The following is a 16,783-nucleotide window of genomic DNA, read 5'->3' on the forward strand; positions in this document are numbered from 1 at the left end:
CATCAAGACACGTAAACCATGCTGTTAACCATGACACCGCCTGACGACTCCGATCTCATGGCCTACGCGGTGCGGATGGTCATTCCCATGAAGCGGGAGTTCGGCCGTTCACTGAATGTCCATCAATTCCTGCACGACCTGCCGTACGCCACTGAGGTAATTCAGGAAGCGCTCAACAGCAAGGACGAGCGCCTGCGCAGCTACGCGGCCTATGCGCAGACCAAGATTTTCGGACCCCGCAGCGGCAGCGAACCGTTGCTGTCAGCGTCCGCAGCATCGCCCGCCGTAGTGGCTGCCGCTCCCGCCGCAAGCGAAACAGAAATCAGCGAAGACCTGCGGGCCAAGGCCATCGCCCGGTACAAGTCGGGCCTGCGCTGAACAGCCTGGCCGCCCCGACAGCGCCCTGATACCCCAGGCTTGATCAGCCGGCCCTCACCACGCGCACGCCGGCACGTCTGGCGCTGCTGATCCACGCTGCTTGCGTGCCCCTGTGAACCACCACCGCCGACACATCGGCCAACGCCATGATGCGGCAGGCCGAGGCCGCGCCAAGTTTTTCGCCCGATGCCAGCAGCACTGTCTCCGAGGCACAGCGGTGCAGTGCCCGCTTGACGGCGGCTTCTTCGGAGTCTCCCGTGGTCACGCCCGCCGACGCATGCACGCCGGTCGCCCCCATGAAAAACACATCCGCCCGCAGGCGCGAGAGCTGCTCCATCAACTCGGCCCCCATGGCCACCATGGAGTGCCGGAAAAGCCGCCCGCCAAGCAGCTGAATCACGATGTGGGGACAACGCGCCAGTTCCAGGGCAACCGCCGGGCTGTGGGTAAACACCGTCGCATGGAGGTCTTCACTCAGGTGCCGCGCCATCTGCAACGCTGTGGTGCCGCCGTCAATGATCACCACCTGCCCGGGCAGGACCATGGCCGCCGCCACCTGGCCGATGGCCTGCTTGTCCAGCGGCGCAATCTGCTCACGCACAGCCACATTACCGACGGCCGGCGAAGCAGGCAAGGCCCCGCCATGGACACGCTGGAGCTTGCCTGCCTGGGCCAGCTCGCGAAGGTCGCGCCGGATGGTGTCTTCCGAAATACCCAATTCCTGGCTGACGGCTTTGGCAACCAGTTGCCCGTCACGGTCAAGGCGCGTCAGCAGCAGGTGTTTGCGTTGGCTGGTCAGCATCGGGTTTCGGCTCCGGTTTCTTGTGCGGTCTGGAACTGGACATTGCACGAAATTTCATGATAATGCACGATACTACACGAAATCAACCAACCCGAATGCGCCCTTCCTTCCTGACTCCACCGCCCGCACAACACGTGCGCGTGCTCGGCGATGAACGCCTGTCCGACAACTGGTATGTGTTGCGCAAACTCACCATCGAGTTGCGCCGCCGCGGCGGCACGTGGCAGCAGCAGACACGCGAGGTCTACGACCGCGGCAACGGCGCAGCGATCCTTCTTGTCAACGTCCGGCGGCAAACCGTGGTGCTGACAAGGCAGTTCCGGCTGCCGGCCTGGGTCAATGGTTGCGCCGACGGCATGCTCATTGAGGCCTGCGCCGGACTGCTCGACGGCGACGACCCCGAGACCTGCATCCGCCGCGAAGCAGCCGAAGAAACGGGGTTCCGCATCCAGGCGCCGCACAAGGTGTTCGAGGCCTACATGAGCCCGGGCTCGGTCACTGAAAAGTTGCACTTCTTCGTGGCATCCTACGAAAACTCAGACCGGGCCGGAGAAGGCGGCGGCATCGCCAATGAAGGCGAAGACATCGAGGTGATCGAGCTGCCGCTGGAAGACGCGCTGGCCATGGTACGCAGCGGCGCCATTGAAGACGCCAAGACCATCATGCTGCTGCAGCACGCAAAAATCACCGGCCTGGACCGCCTGCTCCCTCTGCGCCCTCCGTTCTCTTCCTCCGGGTCCTGAGCCATTCTGGAGACGGCCGCTCCGGGGGGCCGCGCCAGCGTTTGTCTGATACGCTCAGCTCAATGGATGTTTCTGTTTCGAAGACCGTGGTGCCCGCCATGTCGCCCGGCATGGTGGTGCTGGTCCTGTCGATGCTGCTGGGCATCCAGCCGGTCACGACCGACCTCTACCTGCCCGCCCTGCCCGCATTGACCGAAGGCTTTGGCGCGCCGATGTCGCAGGCGCAGCTCACGCTCAGTGCCCTGCTGCTGGCCTTCGGCACCTCCCAGCTGATCTGGGGCCCGCTGTCGGACCGCTTCGGCCGCCGCCCCATCCTGCTGTGGGGCCTCTCGGCCTATACCCTCGCTTCTATCGGCAGCACGCTCGCCCCGTCGATGGCGATGCTGATCACCTGGCGCATCGTGCAGGGCGCCGCCATGGGCGCAGCAGTGATGTGCGCGCGCGCCATTGTGCGCGACCTGTACCAGCCGCTTGAAGGCGCCCGCGCCATGTCCAAGGGCTTGAGCGGCCTGGGCGTGCTGGCCTGCATCAGTGCACCGCTGGGTGGCTTGCTGTCGGAGCTTTTCGGCTGGCGCATGGCCCTGATGGCACTGGCCGTGTTCGGCGCGGCCACGCTGGCCCTCATCTCACTGCGGTTTGAAGAAACCCTGGCACAGAAAAACCCGCGTGCGCTGCAGCCGGCCACACTGCTGCGCACCTGGGTCCATATTCTTCGCAACCCCACGTTTCTGGCGTTTTCGGTGTTGACCGCGGCGTCCTACGGCGGCCTGTTTACCTTTCTGGCCACCTCGTCATTCGTGTTTATCAAGGTGCTGGGCCTGACCAAAACACATTACGGCCTCATCATGTTTTCGATGTGTTTTTGCTACCTCACCGGCACTTTCATCTGCCGTCGGCTGCTGCCACGCTTTGGCGTGCGGCGCTCGGTGGCTGTGGCCGCGTGCCTCACGCTGGCCGGCGGAACCTTGATGGGCGTGCTGGCCTGGGCCGGCATCCAGAACGTCTGGGCCATCATGCTGCCCTACTACCTGTTCATGCTGGGGCATGGCGTGCACCAGCCCTGCGGGCAGAGCGGCGCGGTAGGCCCCTTCCCCCAGGCGGCGGGCGCTGCCTCGGCCCTCAACGGTTTTCTGATGATGGTCGTAGCCTTCGGCATGGGCGGCTGGCTGGGAACCCACATGGACGGCACGGTGCGGCCGCTGACCAACGGCGTCTGGTTCTGGAGCGTACTGATCGCCGCCACGGCCTGGACCGTGATCCAGAAATACGGAGAGCCTGCCCATGAGGCCGCAGCCAGGGCCTGACATGCGCGGCATCGCGCTGGCCGGGCCGACGGCCTCCGGCAAAACCGCCGCCGCCATGGCCATTGCAAAGCGCCACGCGGTGGAAATCATCAGCGTCGATTCCGCCCTGGTCTATCGCGGCATGGACATCGGCACCGCCAAGCCCACACCGGCCGAGCTGGCCGCTGTGCCGCACCACCTGATCGACATCCGCGATCCGCTGCACGCCTACAGCGCGGCCGAGTTTGTGGCCGATGCCAACCGGCTGATGGAAGACATCCGCGCACGCGGCAAACTGCCGCTGCTGGTGGGCGGCACCATGCTGTACTTCAAGGCGCTGTTCGACGGGCTGGACGACATGCCGAGGGCCGACCCCGCCACGCGCGCCCTGATTGCCGACGAAGCAGCCGCCAAGGGCTGGCCGGCGCTGCATGCCGAACTGGCCCGGGTGGACCCGGTCACGGCCGCCCGGCTCGCACCGAACGATTCGCAGCGCATCTCGCGTGCGCTGGAGGTTTTCCGCGTGTCAGGCCAGCCGCTGTCATTCTTTCATCAGCAAAACGCTACAAAAAACATAGCTGCTGGCGCACAGCCATCAATGGCTACAGCCCTTATTTCCCTTGAACCGCAAGACCGAAGCTGGCTGCACGAGCGCATTGCCCAACGCTTCGACGCCATGCTGGCCGGCGGGTTTATCGACGAGGTGAAAGCCTTGCGCGCACGCGGCGACCTCACCCCCGACCTGCCTTCGATGCGCTGCGTCGGCTACCGCCAGGCATGGGAAGCACTCGATGGCAACTACCCGCTGGCCGAGCTGCGCGACAAAGGCATTTTCGCCACGCGCCAGCTGGCCAAGCGCCAGATCACCTGGCTGCGCTCCATGCCGCAGCGCCAGGTCGTGGCCTGCGATGCGGCCGATGCGTTGCAGCAGGTTCTTGCGCTGGTTGACGCTTCCGTGAGGCAGATAACGTGAGCCTTCAACTCAGGGACCTCGCCAAACGCTACGGCACAACTGCCGTGTTCAGCCATGTCACGCTGGATGTTGAGCCCGGCGAATTCGTCGCCATCATCGGCGAGTCGGGCGTCGGCAAATCAACGCTGCTCAACTGCATGGCCGGGCTCGACACCTGGGACGAAGGCACGGTACTGCTGAACGGCCAGGACCTGGGCGCCATGACCGATGACCAACGTGCGCTGCTGCGGCGGCGCCATGTGGGTTTTGTGTTTCAGGCCTTCCATGTGCTGCCGCACCTGGATGTTGCGCAGAACGTCGCCCTGCCATTGCTGCTGCTCGGCGAGCCGAATGATGCGCGCGTGCAGTCACTGCTGGATGCGGTCGGCTTGTCGGGCATGGGCGGGCGGCTGCCCCAGCAGCTCAGCGGCGGCCAGTTGCAGCGCGTGGCGATTGCCCGCGCCCTGGTGCACCGGCCCAGCCTGCTGCTGGCCGATGAACCCACCGGCAACCTGGACCCAACGACAGCGGCAAGAGTGATGGACGCGCTGATTGCCCAGACCCGCGAACACGGCGCCTCGCTGGTGCTGGTCACCCATTCGGAAGCCGCGGCCGCACGCGCAGACCGCCGGCTGCATTTAAACGCAGACGGGATTCTTCCCTAAGCTGCGCTCCTCGCATTCAGGGCGTCAAGGCTGGGCGAGCAGTTCCGCGTAGCGCTTCAAATCAACATTTCCGCCGCTGATGATGACGCCCACCTTTTCGCCGGCAGCCGGCGGGTTGGCCTGCAGCGCGGCGCACGCCCCGGCAAACGCCAGGCAACCAGTCGGCTCCACCACCATCTTCATGCGCTCGGCAAAAAAGCGCATGGACTCGACCAGCTGCGCATCGCTGACGGTGAGGATGTCGTCCACATCGCGCCGGATGATGCCGAAGGTGTAATCGCCCAGGTACTGGGTTTGTGCGCCGTCCGCAATGGTTTTTGGCGTTTCAATATGCACAATGCGGCCTGCGCGCAGCGACTGCTGGCCGTCGTTCCCCGCTTCAGGCTCTACGCCATAGACCTTGCACTGCGGCGACAGGGCGCGGGCTGCAAGCGCCGAGCCGCTGGTGAGCCCGCCGCCGCCCAGACATATGTAGAGACGGTCCAGCGGGCCGGTTTCTTCGATCAGCTCTTTCGCTGCCGTACCCTGCCCGGCAATCACGTCGGGGTGGTCATAAGGCGGGATCAAGGTCATGCCGCGTTCGGTGGCGAGCCGTTTCGTCAGCGCCTCGCGGTCTTCGGTGAAACGGTCGTACAGCACCACTTCCGCGCCATAGCCCCGCGTGGCGGCCAGCTTGGCAGCGGGTGCATCTTTGGGCATCACGATGACCACGGGCATACCGAGCAGGCGCGCTGAAAGCGCCATCGCCTGTGCATGGTTGCCCGACGAAAACGCGATGGCACCAGTCCGGCGCTGCGCCGCGTCGAACTTTGACAGCGCATTGAAGGCGCCGCGAAACTTGAAAGCGCCCATGCGCTGGAAGTTTTCACATTTGAAAAAGAAATTCGCGCCCCAGCGGGCATCGGCCGTACTGGACCGCAACACGGGCGTGCGGTGCGCATGGCCTTCAAGCCGCGCGGCAGCGGCGGTGACGTCGTCGTAGGTAGGGAGTTGCATGGTGAATACGCTTTCATTCCGGGGTAGAAACTCAGAAAGATCCGGGGAGGCATCCAAAAGAGACTGCAAGCTTAAATGACGAGGCATTTTCTGGGCAGAGCCAGAAAGCCCGATTCTGTACCGATACAGATGGCTGATTCGTTCAATTGCTGCGAGCAGGTTTCGCCGCGGCGCTGAAAGGCACAATGAGCGCATGCGCGCCCTGCTTTCAAGTTTCTCCTGGCGGGAACTGCAACACCACCCCTGGCGCAACGCCGCCGCCGTGGTGGCTGTGATGCTGGGCGTGGCATTGGCGTTTTCCGTACAGCTCATCAATGCGTCGGCACTCAGTGAGTTCTCACAGGCGGTGCGCGCGGTCAACGGTCAACCCGACCTGGAGCTGCGTGCCGTGCAGGGCAGCTTTGACGAGGCGGTGTACGCGCGCGTGGCCAACCATCCGCAAGTCGCGCTGGCCAGCCCGGTGCTTGAAATCAGCACGTATGCGCTGGACGACACCTCCCCCACCGGCCGCCTGCCGCTGCGCATCATCGGCGTCGACGCGCTGGCGGTGGCCGCCATCGCGCCGTCGCTGATGCCGGTGCCGTCTTCCGACGCGGGACGCTTCGCCCTGTTTGCGCCTGGCAAGGTGTTCTTGAACCCCGCCGCGCAGCAAGCATTGCACTCGCCGGAGTTGCGCCTGCAAAGCGGCCTTGAACTGCGCAGGGTTTCTGTGGCCGGCAGCGTCGGCGCCGGTGGCGGGCCCCTGGCCGTGATGGACATTGCCGCCGCGCAAGAACTCTTCGGCAAGGCCGGACAACTCTCGCGCATCGACCTCAGGCTCAGCGCCGGCGCCGATGCGCGCCGTGTGATCGAGTCGCTGCAGCTGCCGTCCAACATCACCGCCACGGCGCCGGGCGATGCGGCCGAACGCGTCAGCAACCTGTCGCGCGCCTACCGCGTCAACCTGACGGTGCTGGCATTGGTGGCCTTGTTCACAGGCGCCTTCCTGGTGTTTTCGGTGCTCTCGCTGAGTGTGGCCAAACGCGCGCAGCAATTCGCGCTGCTGGGCGTGCTGGGCCTGACCGGCCGTGAACGCCTGCAGCTGGTGCTGGCCGAGTCGCTGCTGCTGGGCGTGGCCGGCAGCGTGCTGGGCATCGCGCTGGGCTCCGGCCTGGCTGCGCTGGCGCTGCGGCTGCTGGGCGGGGACCTGGGGGGCGGCTACTTTTCCGGCGTCGCACCTACCCTGCAATGGAACGGCTGGGCCGCACTCACTTACGGTGCGCTGGGAATTGCTGCCGCCGGGGTGGGAGGATGGTGGCCGGCTCGTGCGGCGCAAAAACTGCCGCCCGCGCAAACCCTCAAGGGCCTCGGCGCTGCGGCAGGCACCGGCGGCGGCCACTGGTTCAGTATCATTTTGATAGCTGCTGGCGCTCTACTGGCGCTGGTTCCACCGCTATTTGGCATTCCATTGGCGGCTTACGTGTCGGTAGGCCTGCTGCTGGTCGGCGGCATCACCGCCTTGCCCTGGCTGATTTCGCTGATCTACAACCGGCTCAGCCCCCGGGTGGCTCACCGGCTGCTACCGCTGCTGGCTGTGGAGCGCGCGCGCCGCGTGCGCGAAAGCGCCGCGGTGGCCGTGAGCGGCGTGGTGGCATCGCTGAGCCTGGCCGTGGCGCTCACGGTGATGGTGACCAGCTTTCGCGAGTCGGTCACGCACTGGCTGGACGTGGTGCTGCCGGCCGACCTGTATGTGCGCACGGCGCTGGGAACCTCCGCCAGCGACACGGCGTACTTCTCTCCGGAGTTTGTCGACGCGCTGGGCCGCCTGCCCGGCGTGGCGCGGGTGGGCAGCCTGCGCACCACGCAGCTGCTGCTGGATACCGCCAGGCCCAGCGTCACCCTGATCGCCCGCCCGCTGGACAACCCGGCCACCGCACTGCCGCTGGTGGGCCAGGCGCTGCCGGTGCCGCCCGGGCACATTGGCATCTATGTGAGCGAGCCGATGGTGGACCTGTACGGGGCACGCCCAGGCACCGTTTTTCGCCCACTTTCACAAGCTTTTATGGCTCTAGCCCAATCAGGACGAGCGCGAGCAGCTCCTGATTTGATAGCAAGCAAGGTGGGATCCGGGACGCCCGTGTTTTATGTGGCGGGCGTCTGGCGCGACTACGCACGCCAGTTCGGCGCCATCGCCATCGCCCACACGGACTTCGAACGCCTGACCGGCGACCAGCGCACCAACGACCTCGCGCTGTGGCTGACGGAGGGCGCCAGCGACAGCCAGGTGCAGCAGGCCGTGCGCGGCCTGGCCGAGCAGCAGTCCGGCGCCGGCGCGCTGCTGGAGCTGGCCTCCGTCAGCCAGCTGCGCGCCACATCGCTCCGGATTTTTGACCGCAGTTTTGCCGTCACCTACTGGCTGCAGGGCGTGGCAATCGCCATCGGCCTTTTCGGCGTGGCCGCCAGCTTCAGCGCCCAGGTGCTGGCACGCCGCAAGGAGTTTGGCCTGCTGGCGCACCTCGGGCTGACACGCCGGCAAATCCTGGCCGTGGTGGCCGGCGAAGGCGCGGCCTGGACGGTGATAGGCGCGCTTGCGGGGCTGGCCCTGGGACTCGCGGTGTCGACCGTGCTGGTGTACGTGGTGAACCCGCAAAGCTTTCACTGGACCATGGACCTGATGGTGCCCTGGTTGCGCCTGGCCCTGCTGTGCGCCGCGGTGGTGGCGGCCGGCACCGTAACGGCCTGGCTGGCGGGCCGCGCGGCCGCAGGCCGGGACGCCGTGCTGGCGGTGAAAGAAGACTGGTAAGCCTTGCCCCTTTGCGGCATTTGCCGCGAAAGGATACGCCACGGGCAAGGGGCAGCCCCCGTGTACCGTCCTACAGGCGTGGAGGCCGGTTTCCGACGTCATCCGGCCGCTCCCGGCATCACACTGTGACTCATGCGATGGCCGTCAAGTGCGCAGGTTTTTTTGCCAGCCCTTGTCTCCCACGCCCCTTTTTCTCTCCCTTTTTCTCTTTCAAATGCCTGCGGAGAACGCGATGACCACCAACACCAGCCCCCTGACCGGCGCCAACGCGAACCCGACAGGCAAGTTCGCACGGCATGCCTCCTCCCGGCCGTCCCACGGCTTGCAGCTCACCCGCAATGACGACGGCAGCGTGACCCTGGCACTCAACCAGCCCCTGAGGCTGCAGGCCGAAGAACTCGAAGAACTCGTCGCCAGCCTTGCCGGCTTGCGCGCGGACATGGACCCGCCCTATCCGCTGGACTGCCCGCCATTGAGTGCGCTGGAGCCCAGCTACAGCCCGCGGCACTGGGTTGCCTGCGACCCGCTGACCGGCAAGATCCTGCTGTTCCTGCGCCACCACCTGTTTGGCTGGCTGGGCATTGTGCAAACGCCTGAAACCGCACTCGACATGCTGAAGTCCATCGCCGTCGAGATGAAAAACCTGGAGCTCTCCGACCACGATCCGCGGCGCGAACTGCACTGAGAATTGCTGCCCGCCAGGCAATGGCCGCGTCCCCGTGCGAGCCTCGTCTCATCCTGTTTATCGTGCTGTACATCTTGATACGAGGCGCTCCGCGGGTTGGCCAATGAATACAGGGCCTGCGCGCTGCATGGTGCAGCACCTGCCGCCTTCCCATCTTTAGCTTTCTCCAATGCAGGCGACCACGCCGAAAGGCGTTTTCGTTTGCTTACTCATGGTCACGTTTCTGACGCGCGATTGTCATCACAGCGCCGGGATGAACTCCTACCATGGAGGCATTCACCAGAGAGGGCTTGCATCATGAGACCTGCTAAAGCACCGCCGCACGACTACCGCATTGAAAACGTTGATCCGGCCGAAGGCAGCCTGCTGCCGTCGAGCTCGAATCATCTTTTCGCAGACTACTCGCTGGCTGTGGCGGTGGCCGTGAAAAGTGTGGCCGACCCCACGCGGCAGGAAGTGCGCGTCGTGCACATTCCCAGCGGGGAAGTCGTCTTCCGGACTTCAGCATTTTGAAGTCGAAGTCCATCGCATCAGTCCAGCCTGATGCTGTTTGCAAAGTGGTCATACACCACGGAAATTCTCCGCAGGTGGCGCGATTCCGCGTGCGCCAGCAGCCACAGGTCTGACTCGCAGTCGGCCAGGGTGTCCCCCAGCGGCACCAGCCCGGGCTCTCCCGCCAGCATGAAGCGCGGCACAATGCCCACCCCCAACCCCGCCTTGATCGCATCCATCACCGCCACAATGCCGTCCGCATAGTGCCGCGGCATAACTTTGGGCAACTGTTTGCGCCGCCACAGCACCGAGGGGTGCTCCGGAAGCGATTCGTCAGGCGCTATCCAGTCAAAGCCCGCCAACGCATCAAGCAAGGGGATTTTTTTGGACGACACCGCCCTGGCCTGCGTTTTTGATCCGCACACCACAAAGCGCACAGCGCCCAGCCTGCGGCCCACCAGGTGGTCGGGCGGCTTGCGTGTCGCACGCAGCGCCAGGTCGGCATCACGCCGGCTCAGGCTCACGAGTTCATTGCCGGTGCGAATGTCGAGCTGCAACAGTGGATGCTGCACCAGCAGCGGCTTGAGGGAAGGCAGCACCAGCCCGCGCAGCACCGCGTCGGTCGTGGTCAGCCGCACCAGGCCTGAAACGCCTTCATGCGGCCGCTGCATGCTGGCGCGCACGGCTTCAAGCTCGGCCTCCACACGCTCCGCATGCGGCACCAGGCCCAGCATGGTCTCTGTGGGCAGGTAGCCCAGGCGCGACCTTTCGAAGAGGCGCTGGCCCAGGTTTTTTTCGATGCGCTGCACCGAGCGGAACACCGTGGACGCATCCGCGCCCAGCCGCCGCGCGGCCTCGGCCAGCGTCATGCCGCGCACCATGGCCAGCAAAGTTTCCAGGTCCGACGCCGTCAAAGCGTATTGCGTTTTTGCAATAGATGTTTTCATGATTGCCAATTTACATTGTATTCTTGCAATCGTAAAGTGGCGGCTCCTTCAACGCTACGCCCTTTGCCGGGCTTTACACCATGACCACCGACACTTCTGAAAACTTCAGCGCCAGCCATGGCGCCACCTTGCTGCGCCTGGCCCTTGGCACCATGTGGGTCACCCACGCGCTGCTCAAAATCTTCGTCTTCACCCTGCCCGGCACGGCACAGTTCTTTGAATCGGTCGGCCTGCCCGGCTTCATGGCTTACGTCGTCGTGGCGGTCGAATTGCTCGGCGGTGCGGCGCTGCTGCTGGGCTTTTATGGCCGCCAGGCATCGCTGCTGCTGGCGCCAGTGCTGCTGGTGGTCGTCTGGGTGCACTGGCCCAACGGCTGGGTGTTTACCAGTCCCAAGGGCGGCTGGGAATACCCGCTGTTCCTGTTGGTAGCCTCGCTCGCCCAATGGCTGCTGGGTGACGGCGCCTGGGCCGCGCGCCGCAGCCGCCTGCTGGTGCCGCGCTGATCTGCGCAGAAAGACATCACCATGAAGCTCACCCTCATCAGCCACACACTGTGCCCCTACGTGCAGCGCGCAGCCATCGTGCTGACCGAAAAAGGCGTCGCCTTCGAGCGCATCAACGTCGACCTCGCCAACAAGCCCGACTGGTTCAAGGCCATCTCGCCGCTGGGCAAGACGCCGGTGCTGCAAGTAGATGACGACGCAATCTTTGAATCCGCCGTGATCTGCGAATACCTGGACGACACCCTGCTGCCGCGCCTGCACCCGGCGGATGCCCTGAAGCGGGCCCAGCACCGCGCCTGGATGGAGTTCGGCTCTGCCCTGCTCAATGCCATCGGAGCGTTCTACAACGCTGCCGATGCGGCGTCCCTCGCGCGGCACCGCGAAGACATTGGGCGCCGGTTTGCCCAGCTTGAGGCCGTGTTGCCGGATCAGGGGCCTTATTTCGCCGGTGCATCTTTCAGCATGGTCGATGCCGTGTTCGGGCCCGTGTTCCGTTATTTCGATGTGCTGGACGACGTGGGTGAGATTGGGTTCTTTGAGCAATTGCCAAAGGTGCAGGCCTGGCGCGCCGCTCTCGCTGCGCGTCCCTCAGTCCAGCAAGCGGTGGGCAGCGGCTATGCTCGCGAGCTGCATCGCTTCTTCTTGGCCCGCGGCTCCGAACTCTCGCGCCGCATCGCGGAGCGTGAAGTAGCCTGATGCTATAAAGCGGATGGCCGCTTTTGGCCAGAAGTCGAAATTCGTCATCTCAATCGATGCCATCCAAAACACCTTCCTCCGGCCCCGCCGATTGGTTGCTGGGCCGTTGGCGCTCTGACAAAGGGTTGACCGTTGACGGATGGGGTAAGCATCCCCCAGGCTCTACAGAGTTTCAGGCGATTATGCTTCGGACACTCGGCAAGACAGAGGTGCTATTCACTCCAAAACGCTTCACCTCGATGTTCGAGGACGCCAGGTCCGTCACACCGTATCGGGTTATTTGGAAGTCAGAAACAAGCGTGGTTGTTGTGTTTGGCCGCATCGGTGAAGAAACAGCGCAACACCTGCATTTTTTAAGCCCAACGCTCTACTGGGTCCACACCGGAAGATTCTGGGAATACTTTTCCAAGATGAAATGAGCTTGTTGCAGTGTCGGCAATGACCCAAACGGAAGCGCTTTTTCCCATCAGCCCGTAAAACAACCGGCCCCCAAGGCTGCCCCTCCTCAGGCGGCCGATGACCCGCTAGTGAAAACTGCCAATTGCGCATCAAAAGCACGCTGGTAGGCAGGCCGCGCTTCACCACGGGCCACATAAGCCGAAAGATTCGGGTATTTCTCCAGCAGCCCCGATACGCCCGCCCTGCGCAGCACCGTCACCATCAGCAGGTCACCGGCGCTGAAGGCACCGTCAAGCCAGTCGGCATTGCCCAGCCGGCTGGAAAGGTCGCCCAGCCGCGCATGGACGCTGTCCTCGAGCGCGGGCAGGCGATCCGCATACCAGGGCTTGTCCCGCTCGAAGAGCACGGCCATTGAGCGGTCAATGATGGGCGGCTCTACCGTGTTGAGCGCGGCAAACATCCAGGTGACGGCGCGCGCACGGGCATTCACATCGGCTGGCAGCAGACCTCGATGGCGTTCTGCGATATGGAACACGATGGCCCCTGACTCGAACAGCGCAAGATCACCCTCTTCATAGGTTGGAATCTGCCCGAAAGGATGAAGCGCACGGTGGGCGGGTTCCTTCATCGCCGCGAACGAAACAAGGCGAACCTCGTAAGGCTGGCCCACTTCTTCAAGCGCCCAGCGAACGCGCATGTCACGCGCCAGCCCCCGGCCGCGGTCGGGTGAGCGTTCAAAGGCCGTCATGGTGGGAGTCGTCGGAAGGGTCATGGTGGTTTCTCCTTTTGCTGAGATGCCTGGTTGAGTGTTTTGTTGATGCCGGACATGCGATTGACCGGTCACCTACCTCACGACGTTCGGGATAGAGCCCAATCGACATCCCGGCGCCACTTTTTTTGCAAATTCTGAGAAAAAAAGGAAATTGGGTGCCGTCAGCAGCGTACCCGTCGTCGCAGATCACGCCCCTGCTCAGGTCTGCCGAAAACTCGCCAGCGTCTTGAGCAGGTTACGGGTGGCGCCGTCGAGCACATCCAGCGGCCTGTGGACCATGGCCGTGTGGCGCGTCAGCGCGGGCTTGAGCGGCACCAGTTGCACGTCATGCCGCACGTTGGACTCCTCCAGCGACTGCTCCCTCGGCAGCACCGCAGCGCCGTACCCAGCGGCCACCAGGCTCTTGATGGCCTCGGAATAGTTGAGCTCGATGCGCGCGCGCGGCGTGAAACCCGCATCGGCAAACCAGGCCATGGTCATGCGGTACATATGGGTCGGGGTTTCGTTGAAGATCAGCGGGCGGGTGGCCAGCCATGCGGGCGTGGCATGTTTGGGCGCCTTCCAGCGCTTGGGTACAAACGCCATCATCGGGTCGCTACGCCAGTGGGTGATCACCATGCCGCGCTGCGCAGGTGGCGGTGTGGCGACCAGGCCGACATCGAGCGTGCCGTCCAGCAAGCGCTGCAGCGTGTCGGCGGAACCAAGAATACTGACCTCGACATCGATGTCGGGGTGGGCTTGTTCCATGGCCTTGAGCACCTGCGGCAAAAAGTACACCAGCACGCCGGTAGTGGTGCCCAGGCGCACGCGGCCGGTGCGGCCCTCGACGTGGCGCTTCACCGCATCGACCGCATCGTCGGCGTCGCGCAGCAGGCGGCGGGCCCGCTCGACCAGCACGGCGCCCGCCGGCGTGGGCTCAACGCGCCGACCGCCGCGCACCACCAGCGGCGTGCCCAGCCGGCTTTCAAGCTCGCTCACATGCAGGCTCACGGTGGGCTGCGCCAGATGCAGGCCCTGCGCCGCGGCAGAGAAAGTGCCCAAATCAGTGATGGCGACCAGGGTGCGTAGCTGGTCCAGGTTCAGTTCGCGCATGGCAGGTGGCTTGTTAGTTGATATCAGTAATTCTGATAGTTTCGATCAGAAAATTCAACTTCCACAATATCATGATTTTCAGCACCATAGGGCACTTCCTACCAGGAGCGCGCGAAATGCTGACGAAGACGATGAGAATTTTTCCGGGAGCCCTGCCCGGCTTTCCAGCCAGAGAGCTAAGCCAAAGGCTTCTGGCCGGCCTGCGCAAAAACGCGCAGAGGCGACGGAACCTGAATGAGCTGCGGCTGATGAGCGACCACCAGCTCAATGACCTCGGCATAGGCCGCGGTGAAATCCCCGGCCTGATGGATGACCTCGGGCCCCGCCGCTGGGAATGGCGCTGAAACCCCTGCGCCGGACCGGCAAGCCGGCAGAAGACGTTTTACGCCAACAGGTCTTGCTGCGAGAATCGGGCAATGACTTCCCTCCAGACCTCCAGCAGTTCCTGGCTCAGCGCCGCCATCGCCCGCATTGAAGCCGACTACCTGCGCAGTGCCGACACCCACCTGATCCCGCTGCCGCTGCCGGCATTCGCTGCGCGCGGCATTGATTTTTACCTTAAAGACGAATCCACCCATCCCACCGGCAGCCTCAAGCACCGGCTGGCACGCTCATTGTTCTTGTACGCGCTGTGCAACGGGTTGATCCACGAGAACTCCACCGTCGTTGAAGCGTCCAGCGGCTCCACCGCAGTCAGCGAAGCCTACTTCGCGCGGCTGCTGGGCCTGCCCTTTGTCGCGGTCATGCCGCGCAGCACCTCGCCCGAGAAGGTGGCGCAGATTGAGTTCTATGGCGGGCGCTGCCACTGGGTGGAAAGCGCGGTGCAGGTGTACGACGAAGCGCGCAAAGTGGCGCTTGAAACCGGCGGCCACTACATGGACCAGTTCACCTATGCCGAGCGCGCCACCGACTGGCGCGGCAACAACAACATCGCCGAAAGCATGTTCAGCCAGATGGCCCGCGAGCGGCACCCAGTGCCGCGCTGGATTGTAGTGGGTGCCGGCACGGGCGGCACCAGCGCCACCATCGGGCGTTATGTGCGCTACCAGCGCCACGGCAGCCAGCTGTGCGTGGCTGACCCGATGGGGTCTGTTTTCAGCGCCTATCACCGCACCGGCGATGCCGGCCTCACCGGCGCAGGCTCGCGCATTGAAGGCATTGGCCGCCCGCGCGTGGAAGCCAGCTTTATCCGCACGGTGATAGACCGCATGGTGGAAGTGGCCGACGTGGACTCGCTGGCCGCCATGCAGGCCTTGTCGCAACTGCTGGGCCGCAGGGTCGGGCCTTCGACCGGCACCAACCTGGTGGGCATGCTTACGCTGGCGCATGAGATGCTGGCGCGCGGCGAACAGGGCTCTATCCTGTCGCTGCTGTGCGACTCCGGCGAGCGCTACCTGCCCACGTACTACAACGCCAACTGGGTCGCTGAAAAAATGGGCGACTGCACGGCAGCGAACGAGCAGATCAACCGGTTGATGCGGCCTGCGCAGGCCTGAAGAGCCCGATGCGCCTGCCACTGTTGCCCGCCGGTTTGCCAAGGCGCCAGCTGTTGCTGGGCGGCGCGGCGGGCCTGGCCAGTCTGGCAGGCTTTGAAAAAGCCCACGCCCTGCCCGCCAAAACACTGGCGTTCCCGCGCGACCGCGGCGCCCACCCCGGCTTTCGCAACGAGTGGTGGTACATCACCGGCCAGGCCACGGCCGCGGATAGTCGCCTCTTCGGCTTTCAGCTGACCTTTTTCCGTTCACGCGTGGACGATACGCAGGGCATGTCGTCAAAATTCGCCGCGAGGCAACTGGTTTTTGCGCATGCCGCCATCACCGATGTGCAGGGCAACAAACTCTGGCACGACCAGCGCATCGCACGGGAAGGTTTTGGCGTTGCAATGGCCAGCGAGCAGGACATGGCTGTCAAACTGCGCGACTGGTCCCTGAAAGCCGAAGGCGCAAGGTACACCGCAGAACTCCCGGCCAGCGACTTTGCGCTCAAGCTGCAGTTTGAAGAAACGCAAGGCGTGCTGCTGCAAGGCAACAAGGGCCTGTCGCGCAAAGGGCCTGACGAAAAACAGGCTAGTTACTACTACAGCCAGCCGCAGCTTGCCACGCGCGGCACCCTGCAAGTCAAAGGAAAAAACTTTGCCGTTACCGGAACAGCCTGGCTGGACCACGAGTGGAGCGAAGAGATCCTGCATTCAGACGCCACGGGCTGGGACTGGATAGGCATGAACCTGCTGGACGGCAGCGCCCTCACCGCTTTCAGGCTGCGGGGCAAAGACGGCAACACGCTGTGGGATGGGGGCTCGTTCCGCTCAACCAAAGGAGGGCTGTACACCTTCAGCCGCGGCGAGGTGATTTTCAAACCCGTGCGCTATTGGAAAAGCCCTCTGACGCAAGCGACTTATCCGGTCGAGTGGATCGTCCGCACGCCCGCCGACTTTTATACGGTCAGGGCCGTCATCGACAACCAGGAGCTGGACAGCCGCCAGTCGACAGGCGCGATTTACTGGGAAGGCTTGAGCGAGCTGATCGACAGCAACGGCAAGCGCGTGGGGATGGGGTACCTGGAGATGACGGGGTATGCGCAGCGCCTGAAGATGTAG

General features: G+C 64.2%; 19 protein-coding genes. 14 read left to right on the plus strand and 5 right to left on the minus strand.

Annotation, left to right across the window (positions count from 1 at the left end; translation table 11 throughout):
• The first annotated feature begins 18 nt into the window (after positions 1 to 18).
• On the plus strand, positions 19 to 378 hold the full coding sequence (locus AC1DU8_RS13240) for a hypothetical protein (protein ID WP_457278969.1): 360 nt from the start codon (positions 19 to 21) through the stop codon (positions 376 to 378).
• A gap of 43 nt (positions 379 to 421) precedes the next feature.
• On the opposite strand, the gene AC1DU8_RS13245 is transcribed toward AC1DU8_RS13240, so the two are convergent.
• The gene (locus AC1DU8_RS13245; RefSeq protein WP_477667488.1) at positions 422 to 1,180 is read right to left on the minus strand and encodes a DeoR/GlpR family DNA-binding transcription regulator; all 759 of its coding nucleotides are present in this window, start codon (positions 1,178 to 1,180) and stop codon (positions 422 to 424) included.
• A 95-nt stretch (positions 1,181 to 1,275) separates the two neighbouring features.
• On the opposite strand from AC1DU8_RS13245, the gene nudK reads away from it, so the two are divergent.
• The 4 genes from nudK (at position 1,276) to AC1DU8_RS13265 (ending at position 4,823) form a co-directional block, all read left to right on the plus strand.
• Positions 1,276 to 1,923, plus strand: a complete 648-nt coding sequence (gene nudK, locus AC1DU8_RS13250; protein WP_457278971.1) for a GDP-mannose pyrophosphatase NudK — start codon at positions 1,276 to 1,278, stop codon at positions 1,921 to 1,923.
• Positions 1,924 to 1,985: 62 nt separating this feature from the next.
• Positions 1,986 to 3,227: a multidrug effflux MFS transporter gene (locus AC1DU8_RS13255; RefSeq protein WP_457278972.1), complete on the plus strand. Its 1,242-nt coding sequence runs from the start codon at positions 1,986 to 1,988 to the stop codon at positions 3,225 to 3,227.
• Positions 3,205 to 4,179: a tRNA (adenosine(37)-N6)-dimethylallyltransferase MiaA gene (gene miaA, locus AC1DU8_RS13260; RefSeq protein ID WP_477726856.1), complete on the plus strand. Its 975-nt coding sequence runs from the start codon at positions 3,205 to 3,207 to the stop codon at positions 4,177 to 4,179. The genes AC1DU8_RS13255 and miaA overlap by 23 nt, the downstream gene beginning before the upstream one ends.
• On the plus strand, positions 4,176 to 4,823 hold the full coding sequence (locus AC1DU8_RS13265) for an ABC transporter ATP-binding protein (RefSeq protein WP_477726857.1): 648 nt from the start codon (positions 4,176 to 4,178) through the stop codon (positions 4,821 to 4,823). The genes miaA and AC1DU8_RS13265 overlap by 4 nt, the downstream gene beginning before the upstream one ends.
• Before the next feature lie 24 nt (positions 4,824 to 4,847).
• Here the strand turns inward: AC1DU8_RS13265 and AC1DU8_RS13270 are convergent, their stop codons facing one another.
• The gene (locus tag AC1DU8_RS13270; protein ID WP_477726858.1) at positions 4,848 to 5,819 is read right to left on the minus strand and encodes a threo-3-hydroxy-L-aspartate ammonia-lyase; all 972 of its coding nucleotides are present in this window, start codon (positions 5,817 to 5,819) and stop codon (positions 4,848 to 4,850) included.
• A gap of 193 nt (positions 5,820 to 6,012) precedes the next feature.
• Here AC1DU8_RS13270 and AC1DU8_RS13275 point away from each other — a divergent pair, with 193 nt between their 5' ends.
• From AC1DU8_RS13275 to AC1DU8_RS13285, 3 genes are all read left to right on the plus strand, one after another.
• Positions 6,013 to 8,601 carry an ABC transporter permease gene (locus tag AC1DU8_RS13275; protein WP_477667494.1) on the plus strand — a complete coding sequence of 863 codons (2,589 nt, stop codon included), beginning with the start codon at positions 6,013 to 6,015 and terminating at the stop codon, positions 8,599 to 8,601.
• A gap of 232 nt (positions 8,602 to 8,833) precedes the next feature.
• Positions 8,834 to 9,286 carry a hypothetical protein gene (locus AC1DU8_RS13280; protein ID WP_477667495.1) on the plus strand — a complete coding sequence of 151 codons (453 nt, stop codon included), beginning with the start codon at positions 8,834 to 8,836 and terminating at the stop codon, positions 9,284 to 9,286.
• 297 nt (positions 9,287 to 9,583) lie between these two features.
• Complete coding sequence (locus AC1DU8_RS13285) at positions 9,584 to 9,799, plus strand: hypothetical protein (RefSeq protein WP_477646876.1); 216 nt, start codon at positions 9,584 to 9,586, stop codon at positions 9,797 to 9,799.
• Positions 9,800 to 9,816: 17 nt separating this feature from the next.
• Here AC1DU8_RS13285 and AC1DU8_RS13290 read toward each other — a convergent pair whose 3' ends face one another.
• Complete coding sequence (locus AC1DU8_RS13290) at positions 9,817 to 10,725, minus strand: LysR family transcriptional regulator (protein ID WP_477667496.1); 909 nt, start codon at positions 10,723 to 10,725, stop codon at positions 9,817 to 9,819.
• Positions 10,726 to 10,805: 80 nt separating this feature from the next.
• Here AC1DU8_RS13290 and AC1DU8_RS13295 point away from each other — a divergent pair, with 80 nt between their 5' ends.
• From AC1DU8_RS13295 to AC1DU8_RS13305, 3 genes are read left to right on the plus strand one after another with little or no spacing between them, the layout of a single operon-like run.
• Complete coding sequence (locus AC1DU8_RS13295) at positions 10,806 to 11,228, plus strand: DoxX family protein (RefSeq protein ID WP_477667497.1); 423 nt, start codon at positions 10,806 to 10,808, stop codon at positions 11,226 to 11,228.
• Between the two features lie 21 nt (positions 11,229 to 11,249).
• A complete protein-coding gene (locus tag AC1DU8_RS13300) occupies positions 11,250 to 11,924 on the plus strand; it encodes a glutathione S-transferase family protein (protein WP_477667498.1) in 675 nt (224 codons plus the stop codon).
• 56 nt (positions 11,925 to 11,980) lie between these two features.
• Positions 11,981 to 12,343 (plus strand): hypothetical protein, encoded by a 363-nt coding sequence (locus AC1DU8_RS13305; RefSeq protein WP_477667499.1) that lies wholly within the window; start codon positions 11,981 to 11,983, stop codon positions 12,341 to 12,343.
• Positions 12,344 to 12,429: 86 nt separating this feature from the next.
• Here AC1DU8_RS13305 and AC1DU8_RS13310 read toward each other — a convergent pair whose 3' ends face one another.
• Together AC1DU8_RS13310 and AC1DU8_RS13315 are read right to left on the minus strand one after the other, a co-directional pair.
• A complete protein-coding gene (locus AC1DU8_RS13310) occupies positions 12,430 to 13,095 on the minus strand; it encodes a glutathione S-transferase family protein (protein ID WP_477667500.1) in 666 nt (221 codons plus the stop codon).
• Positions 13,096 to 13,293: 198 nt separating this feature from the next.
• The gene (locus tag AC1DU8_RS13315) at positions 13,294 to 14,187 is read right to left on the minus strand and encodes a LysR family transcriptional regulator (protein WP_477667501.1); all 894 of its coding nucleotides are present in this window, start codon (positions 14,185 to 14,187) and stop codon (positions 13,294 to 13,296) included.
• Positions 14,188 to 14,258: 71 nt separating this feature from the next.
• On the opposite strand from AC1DU8_RS13315, the gene AC1DU8_RS13320 reads away from it, so the two are divergent.
• The 3 genes from AC1DU8_RS13320 (at position 14,259) to AC1DU8_RS13330 (ending at position 16,783) form a co-directional block, all read left to right on the plus strand.
• Positions 14,259 to 14,531 carry a DUF1127 domain-containing protein gene (locus tag AC1DU8_RS13320; RefSeq protein ID WP_477667502.1) on the plus strand — a complete coding sequence of 91 codons (273 nt, stop codon included), beginning with the start codon at positions 14,259 to 14,261 and terminating at the stop codon, positions 14,529 to 14,531.
• 72 nt (positions 14,532 to 14,603) lie between these two features.
• Complete coding sequence (locus AC1DU8_RS13325) at positions 14,604 to 15,683, plus strand: PLP-dependent cysteine synthase family protein (protein WP_477667503.1); 1,080 nt, start codon at positions 14,604 to 14,606, stop codon at positions 15,681 to 15,683.
• Between the two features lie 8 nt (positions 15,684 to 15,691).
• Positions 15,692 to 16,783 carry a lipocalin-like domain-containing protein gene (locus tag AC1DU8_RS13330; RefSeq protein ID WP_477667504.1) on the plus strand — a complete coding sequence of 364 codons (1,092 nt, stop codon included), beginning with the start codon at positions 15,692 to 15,694 and terminating at the stop codon, positions 16,781 to 16,783.

This window comes from Polaromonas sp. P3_A5 (genome assembly GCF_056403055.1).